Here is a 17,939-nt window from a genome sequence, read left to right on the forward strand (position 1 = left end):
ACTTGAAATCAGCTTTTTCTTTCTATGTTATTCATTAATATGGGAGAAAAAATCCCTATATATCCACGTTTCTTTTATCCAAAATACACCAAAAACACTATCTATAAAGGCAGACATTATGAGCCCTATAGATAGTGTTTTATTGGAAGAGTCTATTAATCTATTCTTTTTCTTTATTATTCTTTAATTCAAAATATTTATCCATAACACGTTTTCCGATTGTTAAATTAGGAGAAGGGCCATTATTTGTTGTGTAAACCCACGGGACCAATACAGCCATGGCCACTTCTGGATTATCAGAAGGAGCATATGTGATTAAACTTAAGTTCATAACCTCAGGTGGCGGGACATTATAATTCGTTCTTAGTGGTCCATCGTAGAACGCCTGTGCTGTTCCAGTCTTACCAGCTGGGCTATATGGCGCTCCTATAAATACCCCACCTGTTCCTCCTGGCTGCATAACCATGCGAAATCCGGTTTGTACTTGTTCAATCCATCCTGGTTCTAAATCTAATTTATTTAAAACTTTCGGTTGAATTTCCTGCACGATTGGACCTAACTTCTCATCTCCTTGAGCTGATTCTCTTATTTCCTTCAACAGTCGCGGCTGTATTCGATAACCACCATTAGCGATTGTAGAGGCATATTGGACTAATTGCATATTAGTATATGTATCATATTGCCCGATTGATAGGAACATTAAATTACCGGGAACTGCTGTATCTTGCCCTTTAAAGCCCGCCATTTCATTTGGTAGATCGATTCCTGTTCTTACCCCTAGACCAAACTCGCTAAAGGAATTTCTAACTTTATCCCATGCAGCCGGATCGACGTTTAAAGTTTGTCCTGGTCTCGTATAGCTTTCCTTACCTATTGCCAATGCAATCTTAGCCATATATACGTTCGACGATCTTTTTAATGCAGTTAAATCATTCATATTACCCCACAATGAACTTGAATGAGATTTAAAATCTGGTGAATCCTTGATTTTAATTACTTCATCACGCAAAACAGAATAGGGACGAATAACCCCTTCTTTATAACCAGTTAATACCATAGCCCCTTTAACTGCTGACCCAACATTATAAGAAGTGGTAATATTACCTAACGCGAAATCTTGAACAACTTGCTTTCCTGTTTTATCATCTTTGCCTAACTGTTTTCCTGCCATTGTTAATACTTCCCCTGTATGAGGATCCATCAATACGACAAATGCTCTATCTAAATATTGGGTACCAGCATAACCATATTTCGTCTTTTTAAGCTCTTCTTCAATAATTTTCTCTACTTCTAATTGTAATTTCATATCAATCGTTAATACTAAATCATTTCCTGCAGCACCATTAGACAGCACTTCGGAATTGACAATCTCATCTTTTTTATCTTTAATATATTTAACTTTTTTCTTTTGTCCTTTTAAAACATCTTCATATTGCTTTTCCAGATAGCTTAACCCGACTCTATCGTTCATGCTATAGCCTTTAGCTAAATAGCTATCTTTTTCTTCTGCTGGAACTCCCCTTTGTGATGTACTTACATTCCCAAGCACAGTTTTTAATGTCCCACCAAACTCATATTCTCTATCCCAGTCACGAACTGTATCGACACCAGGTAGTTTCTCTAAATTTTCACTAATAATCGCAATTTCCTTATCGGTTACACCTTCATTTTTAACAATATGAGGGGTATAGTAATATCCACTTTGAAATTCCCGATAAATCGCTAATGTTTCCAGATCCAGGTCGCTAAGTGTGTTTAAATCCTTTTCTGTTACACGATCACGCAAAAGCTCATCATATGCTTTTTGATATTCTTTATTATCATCTTTATATTTTAGTTTAAGCTGGTCATTTTCTTCTTCTGGTATTTTCTTTTTGGCTTCATCTGGATTGATAAGAATCCAGTAATCCTTTTTATCTCTTTCTGTTATCTTTTTAAGATCTTTTTCACTATCCATTTTAATAATTTTTGCTAACTCTTCTGCTGTCTCACGCATTTTTTCTGGCTTATCCTTTTTCCAATTCGTATATGTAATGGCATTTTTACCAACATTACTTACGATGCTTTTACCTGTCCTATCATATATTTCGCCTCTCGGGACAGAAGTATTAATGATAACGTCCTCTTTCTTCTCTACTTCCTTTTTATATTCATCGCCATAAACAATTTGGACAAATCCTAATCTTAATATAAGTGCTGAAAATAATAAAAATACCGTAAAGAATATAATGTTAACCCTTAAAGGTATTGGATTTCTCTTTTTTTTCTTTTTTTCCCCCATGATAGATCCCACCATTTCCTCCAAAACTTTCCTATTTCTATTTTAAAGGAAATTTACAAAGATTACTATATGATATTGGATATTTAAGTGAATCCCACGTTTGTTCAGGCTGCTCAATAATCCTATATCTTCATTTCCCCTATTGAAAAACAACCATCTATAGAAAACAGTCTTTTAAAAGAGAAGAGGATCTGTAACTTTACAACAGATCCTCTCGGTTCAAGCAGCCTTCCATTTAATTTTTCGAGCGAAGAAATAAATCACAGAATGTCCACTTCCTAATATAAACAACAATACAGGAATTACTTTATTAGGGTTAAATATGCTGACACCAATAATGAAAACGAGCACTGATAATAGCCTTCCTAGATTCAGAAACAATTCTCTCACTACTATATATTCGATTCTCATTTCTCCTGCTTTCCAGCCTTTTCCGATTACATCAAAGGTCAGACTAGTATAGGGAACAAGAATTAATGGATAAGCAATGGCAATTGTTCCTGCATATATCAACAATTTCGTATAAGAAAAATCAAAAACGATAATAAACATTGAAAGGAATAACATAATTCCCCCAATTAAAATAGACTTATTCCGATTGTCATTTTTGATTGTCCTCGAAACAATATAATAGGCTATAAAGGAAATACCTGAATTAATTAACCCAAATTTACCTAAAGCTAATTCACTATCTGTAGCAATATAAACGAAGACAGTTATCATAAACGCGAAGACGCCTTCCCGTAAGCCTTGGAAAAAATGAGCATTCGTGATGAGTTTCCAATTATTATTATGTTTTCTCTCTTCAACAATTCTTTTAAAAAAATATTTGCCTTCTGCTGGCCTTCTTTTTAGAAAAAAACTAGAGACAACTGCTAGAAGAAAGAGACCTAGAGACATACCAAAAACAATCATATAACCTGTCGATTTTGTTAACTGGGAGATAATATATCCAGCAATCATTGGTCCAATCATTCCCGCAACCGAATTTAACAAGCCTAAAAAGCCATTAAAGAAATCTCTGGTTTCCGGTTCTGTCACTTCAAATGTTAAAACATTATAGGCTAGCCAATAAAATCCATTGCCAATTCCCAGAATTGCTCCAAGGACCAGAAGAAATGTTGATGCTTTATCTCCAATTAATAAAACGGTTAAATAAAAAATGGTAAGAAAGGCTACTCCAATTCGGAATACAATCACCCGATCAATCTTCTTTGCCCACCTGCCTGCAAGTGTAAAGGTAAGTAGCTGCAGCAAGATAATAGCCAGGTTATACAAGCCTAAATCTCTGAATTCACCTGACTGTTTCCATAAAAACACGTTAACGAAAGTATTAGAAAGTGCTACACTGAGTGAATATAAGCCCCCTGTGAGCAACAATATTTTCAAGTCTTTTGTTAGCTCTACATTACCTATTAATTTTCCTATTTTCATCATAGAAACTCCCCTTTGTTCTAGAGTAGTTTCTAACAAAATGAATTTCGTTATGCATTATATATAAAAACTAACAATTTTGAAAATAATATTAACAATGCTAAGACTTCTAAGGAAATGCTACACAAAAAAACCTGCAAGCGTAAGCTTCACAGTTTTTTTTTATTATTCATTATTGTGCAGCTGTAAAACGTTTTGCTACTTCATCCCAGTTAATAACATTGAAGAATGCACTAATGTATTCAGGACGACGGTTTTGATAATTTAAGTAGTATGCATGCTCCCAAACATCTAATCCTAATACAGGAGTTTTCCCTTCCATTAAAGGATTGTCTTGGTTTGGAGTGCTTGTTACTTCTAATTCTCCGTTATTTACAACTAGCCAAGCCCAACCTGAACCGAAGCGAGTTGTCGCAGCTTTTGAAAATTCTTCTTTAAAGTTTTCAAAGCTTCCAAACTTGCTGTCAATTGCAGCTGCTAAATCACCAGTTGGTTGATCGCCACCATTTGGAGAAATAACTTCCCAGAATAGAGAATGGTTAGCATGACCGCCACCGTTATTGCGAACTGCAGTGCGTGCTGCTTCTGGAACTGCATCAAGATTAGATACAAGCTCTTCTACTGTTTTAGAAAGTAATTCTTCATTTCCTTCTAATGCATTGTTTAAATTTGTAACATAAGTATTATGATGTTTCGTATGGTGAATGTTCATCGTTTCTTTATCGATGTGTGGTTCTAATGCGTCATAAGCGTAAGGTAATTGTGGTAATGAATAAGCCATGTCTAATTCCTCCTAATATTATATGTATTATTTTCTTCCCCTATAAGGTTTGTCCTATTCCGACAATTTATATATGGGAAGCCCTTTAACAATACATTATCAAATAAAGAACTTACTTTCAATCTATTTGCTTGAAAAGATTCCCTCTTTAAAATACCCATTTAATATAATTTTAAACACCGGCATACTAGGTTATTGGAGCTAAAAAAGGTGAAATCATTAATTGCTGTAATCTAAGAGTAGAATTTGCAATAATAAATGCGTATATATGCTTTTTTCCGCTTCATAAAAACCTTTTACTATAAACCAAAATAGTAAATAGAAAGCTAATAATATTTATTCTCATAGCATTTTACACTTTTCAAGTTACCTCTAGTGATTAACATCACTTCTAAAATCTCTCCTTCTATAGTATTACCGAGTCTATTAGAAGCTCTATTGAAATAAGTTCGATAAATTGTCATTTTTTCAATTTACCCTTTTGTATCAACGTTCCTAATACCAATAGAATCATTGCTATCTATACAAATTCCATTTTATCCCATTTGAAGATTGACAAATATTTCACAATGTTTTTTAATCAAGAAAAGAGGCTTATTAAGGAGTGCTTTCTTATGAATGAAGTGCAACTATCACTATATAGTTTATTAATACAACATTTTTTTGATATAGAAAAAATCGAACATATAAAAAAGGGAACTTTATTATTTCAGGAAAAAGATCCTGTGCAAAAAGTATATATTTTATTAAATGGAACCATTTCTCTTGGAAGAGTGCACGAGAAAGGCAAAGAATTTATCATGAAAATTCTCCATGATGAGGAATTATTAATAGAATACCAACTATTCAAACATTCTCCTAAATATTATTTCTTTGCTAAAAGCCTGACTGATTGTGATGTGCTCGCCATTGATCGAAAAGAATTTGAACAATTAGCATTAAAAGATCCTGTGCTCCTGACTTCCATTACAAGCTGGTTAAGTACCGGGTATTTAAAAGCACATATGAAATGCCAAGATCTTATTATGAACGGAAAAAAAGGTGGTCTTTATAGCATATTGATAAGATTATCTCATTCATTTGGAGTAAAAAATATGGAAGGAATTCTCATTGATATCCCCATCACCCATCAAGAGTTAGCAAACTTAACCTTTGGGACACGGGAAGTCATTCAACGAATATTAAAAGATTTAAGAGAAAGAGAAGTAATTGACTATAGCAATCAAAAAATTACGGTGAAAAACCTTGCCTATTTAAAAAGAGCAGTAGACTGCCAAAACTGTCCCGCCGAAATTTGTGGATTAAATTAAAAAGAATAAGGCTGGGACATAAGTATTTTTAACCAAATAACCCCGGACGATTATACGTACATGCAAAAAAAATGTTCGTATAATCGTCCGGGGTTTTATTCATTTTAAGAAAGAAGGTTTGTGGTGATCACCCGCAGACTGAATACACTTCGTATTTCCTACTAATTATATTTTCTTTTATAAATATGATGGATCGAAACAATCTTTTAAAATGGAGTGAAATGAAGCAAGGACACTCAACTCCTGCGGGAAGTAGAGCAATCTATAGACCCCACAGGCTTTAGATTGCTCCCCAGCGCATAGAGTGTCTGCAGCGTAATGGAACGAGTTGGTTTCGCTACTAAATGAGAAATCGTTCGTCTTTATCTATAATATAATTTATTTTGTCCCAGCCTCTGGTTCCTTTTATATTTTTAGGAAAAAATAAACAATCATGATTGCCTGGATTAGTCCCTTTGTCACTACACTACTGAGAAATCCAATTAATGAGCCTACTCCAATTTTAAGTGCATTCTTCCAATTAGTCTTACTAACAATAAGCTCAGCCAGAACAGCTCCTATAAATGGACCGAGAAGGATTCCAATTACCGGGATTACAAAAGGTCCTACGAGTAAACCTATCGTACTGCCCCAAATACCAGCCTTGGTACCGCCAAATTTCTTAACACCTATCCAATTGGATATAGAATCTGCAAAAAATAATAGAATGACAAACATTCCTTGGATGACCCAAAATAGTATAGTAAGTTCTTCAAATGAAAAAAATAGTCCATACAAAAGGTATCCTGCCAAAATGAACAGCACGCTTGGAATGATTGGATAAATCAGTCCTATAAACGCGATAATGAATAAAACGCTAATAATAATCCAATAAATAATATCCATAACGTTCCCCTTTTCTTCTGTCTAATATAACATATCCCTGCCTCATGTTTATCATACTTTTTTATGCAAATCAAATGCTCGGACTTGTATCTATTGGTTGTAAAAAGATACAATAAGGATGAAACTTTTGAAGGATGTGTCAGAATGAATATTTTTAAGCAGTTTTATCGAAGCCTCTATTCTCCAAAAGATATAGCAAGCTTCCGTTTTCAAGGTATCGGAAAGACCATTATTTATTTGGTGCTATTAACCATTATTGCATCACTACCTAATTTATATTATTTAAATAAAGGTATTAATGAAGCAATACATACGTTTAGTGTAACGATGGAAGAAGAAGTTCCTTCTTTTACAATAAGTGATAATACACTCCATACAGATAATGATAAAGAACCAACTATTATTGAGAAACCTGATTTAACCATTATTGTGGATTCTTCTGGAACCTATGATCATGCGAAAATTAATTCTTATGGAAATACCGTAGCCCTTTTAAAAAATGAATTCGTAATTGTAACGTCTGGACAGGCTCAAACATTTGATTATTCTTCTTTTGGGAATATCTCCTTAACAAATGAGGAGCTTATTGAATTTATTCAAACGATGGATTCATTAGCCTATGTGTTTATTATTATTTTAGTGGTTATCTATATCTTGTTCATGCTTATTTACAAAGTCTTGCAAACACTCGTACTTGCTATGTTCGGCAGCTTTTTCTCCAAGATTTTTGGCAGAACATTAACGTTTGCACAGTGCTGGAAAATAACTGTATATAGCACAACTATTCCCGTTATTTTCTTTGCTATTATGGACTGTTTACAAACAATTGTTCCTAGTGGTTATTTATTAAATTGGTTTATTAGCTTATTCCTTGTTTGCTTAGCTATTAAAGAAGTTCAACCGGAAAAACCTCTCCAACCTTAAATGTCCTATACAACATTAAAAAGCAAAAACTATCTACATGTAGTTTTTGCTTTTTATATAAAAGGTTGTTTTCATAACGTAAACTAACCATTCAGACCTATACGGACAGTTGATCTCCTACCCTTCTTCTTCGAATTTTCATAAGCTTAGATTAGGGTCTTACTGTCCGTTAAGAGTGGGATAAATTAATTATCTTTTTGTTCATCCATCTTTATGTTTTCCTCAAGTTTCGCCACTAGCTTCGAAAGTCTGGAACTTATATCTGCATTTACCTGAATACTATCCTGTTGTATTTCGCCTATCTTCTTCATTTCATCTGAACTTGCAAGGGTTTGTTGACTTATCGATGTAACATGTAACGTACTATGCTCCATTTTTGGAAAAAATGCTTGTAGCTCATTTAGTAAATAATGATTATCTTTTAATCCTTCATTGACGAGAGAAATTCCCTGTAATAACTGATTAAAAGAAACGGTAGCCTTATTAGCTAATTCATCACTTTTCGCAAAATTAAGTTGGATATCTTCTAAATCGGTTGATGATTTTTGTATGATATGATCCATATCAAGTGTGAAAGCTTTAATATCTTCCGCTGATTTTGATGATAAAACAGCAAGTTTTTTCACTTCATTGGCAACCACCGCAAATCCTTTCCCCTGGATGCCAGCCCTTGCTGCTTCTAAAGTTGCATTTAAAGCTAAAAGTTTTGTTTGTTCAGCAAGTCCCTTTATATCTTCTACTACATTTTTTATTGATAAAGCGTGTTTATTCAATAAATCATTATTACTATATATAACCGTCACTTTGTCTTGCAGCAAATGTTGACTAGCAAATAAATTATTCATATTTTCTTCACCTAGTATTGCAGCACGATTCATTTTTTCTGTATGCTCATTTATTTTTTGGCTGCTCTCTTCAATTTGCTCACTTAATGCTTTCATCTCTTGAAAAACAGTTATATTATGTTCTGAACTAACAGCGGTTTGCTCCGCTCCATTTTTTACGGCACTAATCATCTCAGAAAGTGTTACACCACTTTCAATCATCTGCTGTGCTTCCATTTGTAAAATATTATTCGTTTTAGCTAAATGAGTACTAGTAGCATGCATATCTGATAAAAGAAGTTTTAATCTCTTTATTAATAAATTATAACTATTAATTAACGAGTTGATTTCTGGAATAGACGTTTTTATTGACGTAACTTCTGCTAATTGACCATCTCTTGCTACTCTCATAATTTCTCGCAATTTTAATAGTGGGCTAACCATTGTTTTAACAAAAAGAAGAATAACAATTGCTATAATGACAATACTCAATACCGAAAAGAGCAATAAACTATTTTTTAACTGATTAACATTATGTAAGTATTCTTCTTGTGGAATTACTAATAAATAAATCCCTTTTAACTCTTGAATGTGTTGAAAGGCTACTGTATATGTTTGACCATTCCACTTTGTCTCTAATACGCCTGCTTCTAATTTTTTTACTTTTTGAATAAAGGAATCCTCCCACTTGAACTGGGAAGTCTGACTTACTTTAAATGGCTTAACTTCAGCTTCTGAGAGCAAAAAGAAGGAAGCATTTAACCCTTCTTTAGCAAAACTAGCATCTTGGTCTCTAATTATTTGTTCCATTTTTGATTGAAATTTCTCTTCCTGTCCAACATACATTAGCATTGTATTTTGGGCCATTACATAAATAGTACTGGTTTCCTTCTCTAATCTTTCATGCATCATCTTAATTGTCATCTTTTCAGAACTGTTAATGGAGATAAAAGTTAAAATCAAAATGGTAATAATAAATAAAGGCAAAATAAAAAGAAATAACCGATTTTGTATAGAAAGCTTGTCCTTAATTTTTTTCATCCAGCTGTCCCCCCTAGTCAACATTGTCACAAATATTTATTAAGGACATGTAAAGATTAGGTAATTTAATATTAATTTTCATGACTATTTACCCACCCCTACTTTCCTATACTCTTAATTTGTTCTAAACCTTATTGGACAAGCATATATTTTGTTATAACTAGTTTAGGGGGATTTAGGATGAAAAGGTTTTTTATTACCTTTGCTATTTTAATTACAATTTATGTCATCTATATTGATCTAAACGAAGGGACACTTTCCTCCAACCAAGAACAAGAACCTACAATTGAAGTACAGGGCACCCCTCAGGATTCATCCTTATATTTTGAACAAACAGTTCAATCTGGCGATACCGTCCTTTCGATTATCGAACAATATTCCACTGGCGGTCTATCTGTTAGTCTTGAGACAGTTGTAACTGATTTTCAAAAATTAAATGATGGGCTCAAACCTGAGGACATACAAATTGGAAAAACATATTTATTCCCGATATATAAATAAACATAAAAACAATCTTCCGAAAATAATCTATTTTGAGGAAGTTTTTTTATATTCTCTTGTACATAAAAGCTTTTCCCTTTAGTAGTAGGTTTCCCAGTAAAAAGCCAATTCACTTTTTCAGCAAGTTTCTTGTCAATATCAATGATTCATTGTTACAATAGGTAAGGATATCAAGATTAAATAAAAAGCTAATTATTTTGGCTTGTCCAATATAAAAGGAGCGAATCACCCTTGAGTGAAATTATACATCGTACAAAAACCCGCCCAATTAAAGTTGGTAACTTAACAATTGGGGGAAGTAATGAACTATTTATTCAAAGTATGACAACTACAAAAACCCATGATGTTGAGGCAACAGTTGCCGAAATTAAACGTTTAGAAGAAGCTGGTTGTCAGGTCGTCCGAGTAGCATGTCCAGATGAACGTGCTGCAGAAGCCATTAGTGACATTAAAAAACAAATCAATATACCACTAGTAGTGGATATCCATTTCGATTATCGTTTAGCCTTAAAAGCAATTGAAGGCGGAGCAGATAAGATACGAATCAACCCAGGTAATATTGGGAAAAGAGAAAAAGTGGAAGCGGTTGTGAAAGCTGCGAAGGCAAAAGGAATTCCTATTCGAATTGGTGTTAATGCTGGTTCTTTAGAGAAGAAAATTTTGGAGAAATATGGTTATCCAACTGCTGATGGAATGGTCGAGAGTGCTCTTCACCACATAAAAATATTAGAAGACCTTGATTTTCATGATATTATCGTTTCCATGAAAGCTTCTGATGTTAACTTAGCGATTGAAGCATATGAAAAAGCAGCAAAAGCATTTGACTATCCTTTACATTTAGGTATAACGGAATCTGGAACATTATTTGCTGGTACTGTTAAGAGTGCTGCTGGCTTAGGCGCTATTTTAAGTAAAGGAATTGGTAATACATTACGTATTTCCTTAAGTGCTGATCCTGTTGAAGAAGTAAAAGTTGCCAGAGAACTGTTGAAATCATTCGGACTCTCTTCCAATGCAGCAACGTTAATTTCTTGTCCTACTTGCGGACGAATTGAAATCGACCTAATTAGTATTGCAAACGAAGTAGAAGAATACATCTCTACCATAAAAGCACCGATTAAAGTTGCTGTTCTTGGCTGTGCCGTAAATGGTCCAGGGGAAGCAAGAGAAGCTGATATAGGTATTGCTGGTGCCCGTGGAGAAGGTTTACTATTCCGTAAAGGTAAAATAGTCCGTAAAGTTCCAGAGGAAACAATGGTAGAAGAATTGAAAAAAGAAATTGATGCAATCGCTGAGGAATATTTTGCGAAAAAAGCAGCAGAGGAAAAGGAAGATGGCACTGTTGTGCAACCATAATTAGCTAACAGAGAAAGCTTTTCTTTTCTATCCTTCTTAGAAAATCTAACCTCTCACAATGAGAGGTTAGATTTTTTTTGATTTCCCACTTATCGTTAAAAGAATGGGGCGATAAAAATTCCTATAATAATGGAAATTGCACCTAGTGAAATAGCCCATGTCCCAAGAGCACTTGCTCCCCTGCTTCTAGCGACGAATCCTAATACTATCCCGACAATCCCTAATATAATAGGCATTACAAATAAAGACAAGATAGAAATCAGCAACGCCGTAATCCCAATTCCTTTTCCGCCTACTACTTCCCTATCTCTCTCAACATCAGAGGTCACTGGGCGAGTTGTAGCATTATATGTCATTGGAGGTGTTATTTCTGCTGATGTTTCTTCCAAGTAATCAACAGGTGTTCCAGTTCGCTCTCTATCTTGAAAATCGTGACTGTATCCTTCATTGCTATTTTGATCTGGCATGATGATCCCTCGCTTTCTTTAATAGGAGCATTTATTATCATCACCAAATTCACTGTTACTATGTCTGTTAATGTTTTACATGATATCCTCCTTTTTTAAATGCTTTGCTTTTCCAAATCATTATTATTTGATAAGCTAGATAAGAACAACAATGGAAAAAGGAGCAAAAAATGAAAAAATTGCGATTTGGAATCGATATTGATGGAACAGTAACAAGCCCGGCTACATTTGTTCCCTTTTTAAACGAAAGCTTTCAGTTAAATATCACATTAGAAGATATCGTACAATATGAATTTTATCCATTAGTGAATGTATCTAATGAAGAATTTGACAATTGGTTTGTAGAAAATGAAGCAAGAATTTATACAGCATCACCGCTTGCTGAAGGAGCAAATATTGTCCTTCAAAAATGGGCAAAACAACATGAGCTAATATTTATTAGCGCAAGAGGTGAAGGAATGCTAGAGCTAACAAAAGAATGGTTTATTAATCATGGAATTAGTTTTGATCATATTGAATTAATTGGTTCCCATCATAAAATAGCTGCCGCCAAAAAACAGAAGGTCGATATATTTTTTGAAGATAAACACGATAATGCTGTAATGCTTCATGAAGAATTAGGCATTCCAGTTATTCTCTTTGACACACCTTATAATAGAAAGCCGATCCCTAATGGAGTTAAACGGGTAACTACATGGAATGAAGCGTATGAGTGGGTGGAAGAATGGGCAAAGTCTTCTGTAAAGTAAATATTTATGGGAAAATTACCATCAAAAAACGAAGCGATATCTTTAAGATATGCTTCGTTTTTTTAATTTCGACACTCTGGACATTTACCGTATATTTCAAATTTATGACCAGAAACATCGTAGCCTTTTAAATTTTCTGCTAGTTCTTCCATTGGGCAAGTAATAATTTCTTTTGTTTTTCCACAGTCTAAGCAAATGAAATGATGGTGGTGATGATGGTGAGAACAAGTAAAACGAAAATGTTTTTCTCCATTTAACTCTGTCATTTCAAATATATCTAATTCTTCAAATAAGGATAAATTACGGTATATCGTATCAAAGCTTAATCCTGGATAATCATCCTTTAATGCTTCTAATACATCTTTTGCTGTTAAATATTTATTTTCATTAGAAAATAAAGCTAATATATCTTCTCGTTTGTCTGTATGTTTATATCCTTTTTCCTTTAAGATATCGAGTGCACTTTGAACATTCATTTTCTCCACCTCATTTCTGCTTCATTTTTCATAATAGTAATTATACGTTAATCTTTTGGAGAAAAAATCCGGGTCTTTTTCCGCTCCAATATTAACAGCCATACAATATTAAGCAAATAAAAAATCTATAGTAATCATTACGATTTATTAGCTCTAATGGTTCAGAATCAGTATACAAGAACGATTGATTATTGTAAAGACATCTTCATTTTTATAAGATAAAATAAAGAAACAAAAAAATTAGCACATTTTTACCTCTCCCCTCATATGTTAGAATGGGGAGTGATGACATGAAAATTTTTGAAAACATAATCAATCACAAAATAAACAACATAACCTCTACTGAATTACTGAAATACAGCAAACAATTCAAAATTAAGATTACAAATGAGGAAGCTGTAAAGCTTGCTAATCATCTTAATGGTCGAAAAGTAAATATTTTCAAACCTAATGAACGCGCACAGTTAATCAGAGAGGTAGCTAAACTGACAAGTCCTGCTACAGCAAAGGAACTAAACGATTTATTTAATTTATTTGCAGAGCAGTAAACTAGGATACTTAACTTACTATTTGAAATAAAAAACGCTCGAATGAGCGTTTTTTAACTTTGTAAGATTTCCTGCAATAAGTTTTCATTAAATGCTTTATTTTTAATCATGGCGATTTCATGCTTATAAGGTGCTTTTTTATTCGTTTTATCAGTACCAACATATGGAGTTTCCAATATTTTAGGTACATCTTCTAGTTGTGGATGATGAACAATTTTCACTAATGATTCAAAACCGATTTGACCGTAACCAATATTCTCATGTCTATCTTTTCTGGCACCAAGGATATTTTTGCTATCGTTAATATGCAATACTTTTAATTTATCGATTCCTACGATTCGATCGAATTCTTGTAATACCCCATCAAAATCTTCTACAATATTGTATCCAGCATCATGGGTATGGCATGTATCAAAGCATACGGATAATTTATCATTATGTGTAACGCCATCCATAATCATTGCTAACTCTTCAAAAGTACAGCCACATTCAGATCCTTTTCCAGCCATTGTTTCAAGGGCGATTTGCAAGTTTTCATTTCCTGTCAGCACTTCATTTAAGCCTTCAATAATCCTTTTAATGCCTACTTCTGCTCCAGCTCCTACATGGGCACCTGGGTGAAGCACAATCTGTCTTGCTCCTAATGCTTCTGTTCTTTCTATCTCACTGCGTAGAAAGTTTACGCCCAATTCGAAAGTAGCTGGGTTCGTAGTATTAGCAATATTAATAATATATGGTGCATGAACGATGATATCTTCAATCCCGTTTTGCTCCATATGCAGTTGTCCTGCAGCAATATTTAAGTCTTCTATTTTCTTTCTTCTTGTATTTTGGGGTGCACCTGTATAGATCATGAAAGTATTTGCCCCATAGGAGACTGCTTCTTCACTTGCTCCTAACAACATTTTTTTTCCGCTCATTGATACATGTGAACCAATTTTCAACAACCTACTCACTCCTCTTTTCCTTATTTTTTTCTACTCTTAATTCTTTTTTCTCTCTTTTTAATCGTTTCTACTTGTTGCTGCATTTTCTTCTTATAACCAGGCTTTACCTTTTTCGGCTTTTTGACAAGCGATTTAGCCTTTAAGTCAATTTCATCTACTTGCCTTTTGCGATTTTTACGGCGGTTACGATCTTCTAACTCAACCCATTCACCTTTCTTAAGATCCATATGCTTAAATTCTACACCGAGTTTTTCTAATTGATTTAACTTGTCTTCATCAGACGTCTCATAAATAGTTAAAGCAATTCCGGAATAACCTGCTCTTGCTGTTCTTCCTACACGGTGTACATAAAAATCTAAGTCTGTCGGCAACTCATAATTGATAACATGACTGATTCCTTTTATATCAATTCCTCTTGCTGCTAAATCTGTTGCCACAATGTATTGGAATTCTAAATCAAGAATTTGCTTCATTACTTTTTTGCGTTCACGCGGTGTTAAGCCACCATGAAGTCTAGCCACTTTAAGTCCTTTGTTTGATAGACCATTAGCAACTTCATCACACATTTGCTTTGTATTGGTAAATACAATTGCAAGATAAGGATTAAAACTAATTAATGCTTCATATACAGTTGTAATTTTATCTCGATGTCTAGAAGGAATTAAAATATGTTCAATTTTTGCTGCTGTTAATTGCTTTGGCTCTATATGAACATACGTTGGGTTTTCTAAATATTTCTTTAAGAATGGTTTTAATTTCTTAGGAATAGTTGCTGAGAATACAAACATACTTAAATCCTTTGGCATTTTTGCTGCAATTTGATCAACATCTTCGATAAAGCCCATATCAAGCATTAGGTCTGCCTCATCGACAATTAGAATTTTTGCTGTATGCACAAATAACGCTTGTTCTTTGACAAGATCATTAATTCTTCCTGGTGTACCAACAACAATCTGTGGCTGCGTTTTTAACTTTTCTATCGAACGCTGTTTATCTGTTCCACCGATAAATAGGCGTGATGTAATTGGCTGTTCTGAATGCTTAATAATTTTCAAAATTTCTTGATTAATTTGATTAGCTAATTCTCTAGTAGGTGCCGTAATAACTGCTTGTACTGCTTGCTTCTCCACATTAATTTTTTGAATGATTGGCAAAATATATGAATGAGTTTTACCAGTTCCTGTTTGTGATTGACCAATCGCACTCTCGCCTTTTAAAACAAGGGGAATTATTTTCTGCTGAATTTCAGTAGGCTCATAAAAACCTAATTCATCAATTGCATCTATAATAAATGGTTTTAATTCGTATTGTTTAAATTGATTATTACTCATATATAAAACTCCTTAATAGCCAGATAAATGAGTGTGCACAGATTTGACATTTATCTATAGCTCTTTTGTCCATCATTTAATTATAATAAAAATTTGCTTAAAAGGCTATACGAGTGCCCTTTTTATTTTTTCCAATACCATTGAATCAATAAATTGCTTATTATCCCTAATTCTAGCTTTTATCTTAACCGACGCAGCTATCCATTATTTCTTTGTAAAACCTAAACATATTGATATCTAATGCATATTCTATAAAGTAGTATTAGTGAAAGGAGGCGTTTTTATATGATGCCACCAAGGCAACGGGGACCGTTCCAAGGACCACCAATGGGCGGTAGAATGCAAGGAATGAGAGGTCCAACTAACTTTCCTGGAGGCGCTATGGGCAGAAGTGGAGCGTCTAGCAGAGGGAGTGGGAGTGGCGGCGGATTATTATCCAAATTACTTGGAGGAGGCAATAATGCTGCAGGAGCTGCTACAAACGCAAGTACTAGAAGTGCAGCATCTGCAGGCGGAGGGTTGTTAAAGACTTTAACTAACCCTTCATCCATAAATGGATTTTTAGCAAATTCTCAAAAGTTTCTTAATACCGCAAGTCAACTTGGTCCAATGATTAATCAATATGGACCAATGGTAAAAAACATCCCTGCTATTTGGAAAATGTACAGAGGATTAACGAGCTCAAGTAAAGAAACAGACGAATTAGAAGTATCGGAACAAACAACAGATAAAGTAAAAAGTGAAAAACCAGCAAAAAAACCAAAGAAGCAAACAAATGCAATTGATGATCAACTAGATGATTTTGAAATTGATTTAGCACCGGAAAAGCCTACAGGTGCCCCTAAGCCAAAATTATATGTGTAAGTACTTCTGACCTTACAAGCAATAACCAATAAATCGATTCAGACTCAAGGTTTCTTACAATACCTTTTTTAATGAATCTATATTGGCTTTCACCTTGTTTGGTCAGTATTTTTTTAAATATTTTTATGTGGTCTTTTTTCCAGACACATATACTTTGTAAACCTCTCGTATGTTATATATAATAGACATGTTACATTATTTAAGAAATATTAGTACATTTACTTAATATATTTGTTTATAGAAGTATCGTGCAGGAGGAATCGGAGAATGAAAGTCATAAAAATTGCACCAAGAGGGTATTGCTATGGAGTTGTCGATGCTATGGTAATTGCGCGAAATGCTGCTTTAGATAAAACATTGCCTCGTCCTATCTACATTCTAGGGATGATTGTTCACAATAAACATGTAACAGATGCATTTGAAGAAGAAGGTATTATCACTTTAGATGGTCAAAATAGAAAAGAAATATTAGAAAAAGTAGATTCTGGAACAGTCATCTTCACTGCGCATGGTGTATCTCCAGAGGTTCGTAAAATAGCAGCAGAAAAAGGGTTAGTAACGTTAGATGCTACTTGCCCAGATGTAACAAAAACACATGATTTAATTAAAGAAAAGGTCAAAGAGGGTTACTATATAATTTATATAGGGAAAAAAGGACATCCTGAACCAGAGGGGGCCGTTGGTGTTGCTCCACATGCAGTATCATTGGTAGAAACTCTTGAAGATGTTAGCAGCTTAAAAATTCATCAAGATAAAATTCTTGTGACAAACCAAACAACGATGAGTCAATGGGATGTTGCTGATTTAATGGAGAATATTAAGAAAAATTTCCCGCAGGCTGAATTCCATAAAGAAATCTGCTTAGCAACACAAGTAAGACAAGAAGCGGTTGCAAAACAGGCAGGGGAAGCTGACGTATTAATTGTTGTTGGCGATCCAAAGAGCAATAACTCCAATCGTTTAGCACAAGTTTCTGAAGAAATTGCCCATACGGCTGCATATCGTATTGCAGACATTTCAGAACTCAAACTAGAATGGTTAAAAGACGCAAGCAGTGTTGCAGTAACAGCTGGTGCATCGACTCCAACCCCTATTACAAAAGAGGTTATAAATTTTCTGGATCAATATGATCCAACAGACGAAAGTACATGGCAGTTCGAAAAGAAGGTTCCTTTAAATAAGATTTTACCAAAAGTTAAGGTAAAATAATCTTTGAAGAG

17 protein-coding genes are annotated in these 17,939 nt (G+C 34.0%); 8 read left to right on the forward strand and 9 right to left on the reverse strand.

The window, feature by feature from the left end:
- Positions 1–160: 160 nt before the first annotated feature.
- The 3 genes from NST60_RS22965 to NST60_RS22975 form a co-directional block, all read right to left on the reverse strand.
- Positions 161–2,281 (reverse strand): peptidoglycan D,D-transpeptidase FtsI family protein, encoded by a 2,121-nt coding sequence (locus NST60_RS22965; RefSeq protein ID WP_341100397.1) that lies wholly within the window; start codon positions 2,279–2,281, stop codon positions 161–163.
- A 219-nt stretch (positions 2,282–2,500) separates the two neighbouring features.
- Positions 2,501–3,718 carry an MFS transporter gene (locus tag NST60_RS22970; protein WP_169188843.1) on the reverse strand — a complete coding sequence of 406 codons (1,218 nt, stop codon included), beginning with the start codon at positions 3,716–3,718 and terminating at the stop codon, positions 2,501–2,503.
- Positions 3,719–3,887: 169 nt separating this feature from the next.
- Positions 3,888–4,496 carry a superoxide dismutase gene (locus NST60_RS22975; protein WP_169188844.1) on the reverse strand — a complete coding sequence of 203 codons (609 nt, stop codon included), beginning with the start codon at positions 4,494–4,496 and terminating at the stop codon, positions 3,888–3,890.
- 614 nt (positions 4,497–5,110) lie between these two features.
- Between NST60_RS22975 and NST60_RS22980 the strand changes: the two genes are divergently transcribed.
- A complete protein-coding gene (locus NST60_RS22980; protein ID WP_169188845.1) occupies positions 5,111–5,806 on the forward strand; it encodes a Crp/Fnr family transcriptional regulator in 696 nt (231 codons plus the stop codon).
- A gap of 405 nt (positions 5,807–6,211) precedes the next feature.
- On the opposite strand, the gene NST60_RS22985 is transcribed toward NST60_RS22980, so the two are convergent.
- Complete coding sequence (locus NST60_RS22985; RefSeq protein ID WP_016203005.1) at positions 6,212–6,691, reverse strand: DUF456 domain-containing protein; 480 nt, start codon at positions 6,689–6,691, stop codon at positions 6,212–6,214.
- 144 nt (positions 6,692–6,835) lie between these two features.
- Between NST60_RS22985 and NST60_RS22990 the strand changes: the two genes are divergently transcribed.
- On the forward strand, positions 6,836–7,615 hold the full coding sequence (locus NST60_RS22990) for a DUF1189 domain-containing protein (protein WP_016203004.1): 780 nt from the start codon (positions 6,836–6,838) through the stop codon (positions 7,613–7,615).
- 185 nt (positions 7,616–7,800) lie between these two features.
- On the opposite strand, the gene NST60_RS22995 is transcribed toward NST60_RS22990, so the two are convergent.
- Positions 7,801–9,480 (reverse strand): methyl-accepting chemotaxis protein, encoded by a 1,680-nt coding sequence (locus NST60_RS22995; protein WP_016203003.1) that lies wholly within the window; start codon positions 9,478–9,480, stop codon positions 7,801–7,803.
- 180 nt (positions 9,481–9,660) lie between these two features.
- Between NST60_RS22995 and NST60_RS23000 the strand changes: the two genes are divergently transcribed.
- Complete coding sequence (locus NST60_RS23000; protein WP_016203002.1) at positions 9,661–9,981, forward strand: LysM peptidoglycan-binding domain-containing protein; 321 nt, start codon at positions 9,661–9,663, stop codon at positions 9,979–9,981.
- A gap of 240 nt (positions 9,982–10,221) precedes the next feature.
- Positions 10,222–11,337, forward strand: coding sequence for a flavodoxin-dependent (E)-4-hydroxy-3-methylbut-2-enyl-diphosphate synthase (gene ispG, locus NST60_RS23005; protein ID WP_198013196.1), 1,116 nt, complete (start codon positions 10,222–10,224; stop codon positions 11,335–11,337).
- Positions 11,338–11,432: 95 nt separating this feature from the next.
- On the opposite strand, the gene NST60_RS23010 is transcribed toward ispG, so the two are convergent.
- Positions 11,433–11,804 (reverse strand): DUF4190 domain-containing protein, encoded by a 372-nt coding sequence (locus tag NST60_RS23010; protein WP_016203000.1) that lies wholly within the window; start codon positions 11,802–11,804, stop codon positions 11,433–11,435.
- A 170-nt stretch (positions 11,805–11,974) separates the two neighbouring features.
- On the opposite strand from NST60_RS23010, the gene NST60_RS23015 reads away from it, so the two are divergent.
- Positions 11,975–12,553, forward strand: a complete 579-nt coding sequence (locus NST60_RS23015; protein ID WP_169188846.1) for a hypothetical protein — start codon at positions 11,975–11,977, stop codon at positions 12,551–12,553.
- Positions 12,554–12,615: 62 nt separating this feature from the next.
- Here NST60_RS23015 and NST60_RS23020 read toward each other — a convergent pair whose 3' ends face one another.
- Positions 12,616–13,029 carry a Fur family transcriptional regulator gene (locus NST60_RS23020; protein ID WP_016202999.1) on the reverse strand — a complete coding sequence of 138 codons (414 nt, stop codon included), beginning with the start codon at positions 13,027–13,029 and terminating at the stop codon, positions 12,616–12,618.
- Between the two features lie 290 nt (positions 13,030–13,319).
- On the opposite strand from NST60_RS23020, the gene NST60_RS23025 reads away from it, so the two are divergent.
- Positions 13,320–13,577: a DUF2624 family protein gene (locus tag NST60_RS23025; RefSeq protein WP_016202998.1), complete on the forward strand. Its 258-nt coding sequence runs from the start codon at positions 13,320–13,322 to the stop codon at positions 13,575–13,577.
- 53 nt (positions 13,578–13,630) lie between these two features.
- Here the strand turns inward: NST60_RS23025 and NST60_RS23030 are convergent, their stop codons facing one another.
- Positions 13,631–14,524, reverse strand: coding sequence for a deoxyribonuclease IV (locus tag NST60_RS23030; RefSeq protein WP_016202997.1), 894 nt, complete (start codon positions 14,522–14,524; stop codon positions 13,631–13,633).
- Between the two features lie 20 nt (positions 14,525–14,544).
- Positions 14,545–15,855, reverse strand: coding sequence for a DEAD/DEAH box helicase (locus NST60_RS23035; protein WP_169188847.1), 1,311 nt, complete (start codon positions 15,853–15,855; stop codon positions 14,545–14,547).
- Positions 15,856–16,140: 285 nt separating this feature from the next.
- Between NST60_RS23035 and vrrA the strand changes: the two genes are divergently transcribed.
- Both vrrA and NST60_RS23045 read left to right on the forward strand, forming a co-directional pair.
- A complete protein-coding gene (gene vrrA / locus NST60_RS23040) occupies positions 16,141–16,719 on the forward strand; it encodes a VrrA/YqfQ family protein (RefSeq protein WP_169188848.1) in 579 nt (192 codons plus the stop codon).
- Positions 16,720–16,986: 267 nt separating this feature from the next.
- A complete protein-coding gene (locus tag NST60_RS23045) occupies positions 16,987–17,928 on the forward strand; it encodes a 4-hydroxy-3-methylbut-2-enyl diphosphate reductase (protein WP_169188849.1) in 942 nt (313 codons plus the stop codon).
- Positions 17,929–17,939: the final 11 nt, after the last annotated feature.

The organism is Niallia sp. FSL W8-1348 (genome assembly GCF_038006745.1).
GTDB classification, from domain to species: domain Bacteria; phylum Bacillota; class Bacilli; order Bacillales; family Cytobacillaceae; genus Niallia; species Niallia alba.

What these genes read in the sequence shown, in the direction of transcription:
- NST60_RS22965 (WP_341100397.1), bottom strand. Translation starts at nt 2,281, where the DNA reads ATGGGGGAAAAAAAGAAAAAAAAGAGAAATCCAATACCTTTAAGGGTT.
- NST60_RS22970 (WP_169188843.1), bottom strand. Translation starts at nt 3,718, where the DNA reads ATGATGAAAATAGGAAAATTAATAGGTAATGTAGAGCTAACAAAAGAC.
- NST60_RS22975 (WP_169188844.1), bottom strand. Translation starts at nt 4,496, where the DNA reads ATGGCTTATTCATTACCACAATTACCTTACGCTTATGACGCATTAGAA.
- NST60_RS22980 (WP_169188845.1), top strand. Translation starts at nt 5,111, where the DNA reads ATGAATGAAGTGCAACTATCACTATATAGTTTATTAATACAACATTTT.
- NST60_RS22985 (WP_016203005.1), bottom strand. Translation starts at nt 6,691, where the DNA reads ATGGATATTATTTATTGGATTATTATTAGCGTTTTATTCATTATCGCG.
- NST60_RS22990 (WP_016203004.1), top strand. Translation starts at nt 6,836, where the DNA reads ATGAATATTTTTAAGCAGTTTTATCGAAGCCTCTATTCTCCAAAAGAT.
- NST60_RS22995 (WP_016203003.1), bottom strand. Translation starts at nt 9,480, where the DNA reads ATGAAAAAAATTAAGGACAAGCTTTCTATACAAAATCGGTTATTTCTT.
- NST60_RS23000 (WP_016203002.1), top strand. Translation starts at nt 9,661, where the DNA reads ATGAAAAGGTTTTTTATTACCTTTGCTATTTTAATTACAATTTATGTC.
- NST60_RS23010 (WP_016203000.1), bottom strand. Translation starts at nt 11,804, where the DNA reads ATGCCAGATCAAAATAGCAATGAAGGATACAGTCACGATTTTCAAGAT.
- NST60_RS23015 (WP_169188846.1), top strand. Translation starts at nt 11,975, where the DNA reads ATGAAAAAATTGCGATTTGGAATCGATATTGATGGAACAGTAACAAGC.
- NST60_RS23020 (WP_016202999.1), bottom strand. Translation starts at nt 13,029, where the DNA reads ATGAATGTTCAAAGTGCACTCGATATCTTAAAGGAAAAAGGATATAAA.
- NST60_RS23025 (WP_016202998.1), top strand. Translation starts at nt 13,320, where the DNA reads ATGAAAATTTTTGAAAACATAATCAATCACAAAATAAACAACATAACC.
- NST60_RS23035 (WP_169188847.1), bottom strand. Translation starts at nt 15,855, where the DNA reads ATGAGTAATAATCAATTTAAACAATACGAATTAAAACCATTTATTATA.
- vrrA (WP_169188848.1), top strand. Translation starts at nt 16,141, where the DNA reads ATGATGCCACCAAGGCAACGGGGACCGTTCCAAGGACCACCAATGGGC.
- NST60_RS23045 (WP_169188849.1), top strand. Translation starts at nt 16,987, where the DNA reads ATGAAAGTCATAAAAATTGCACCAAGAGGGTATTGCTATGGAGTTGTC.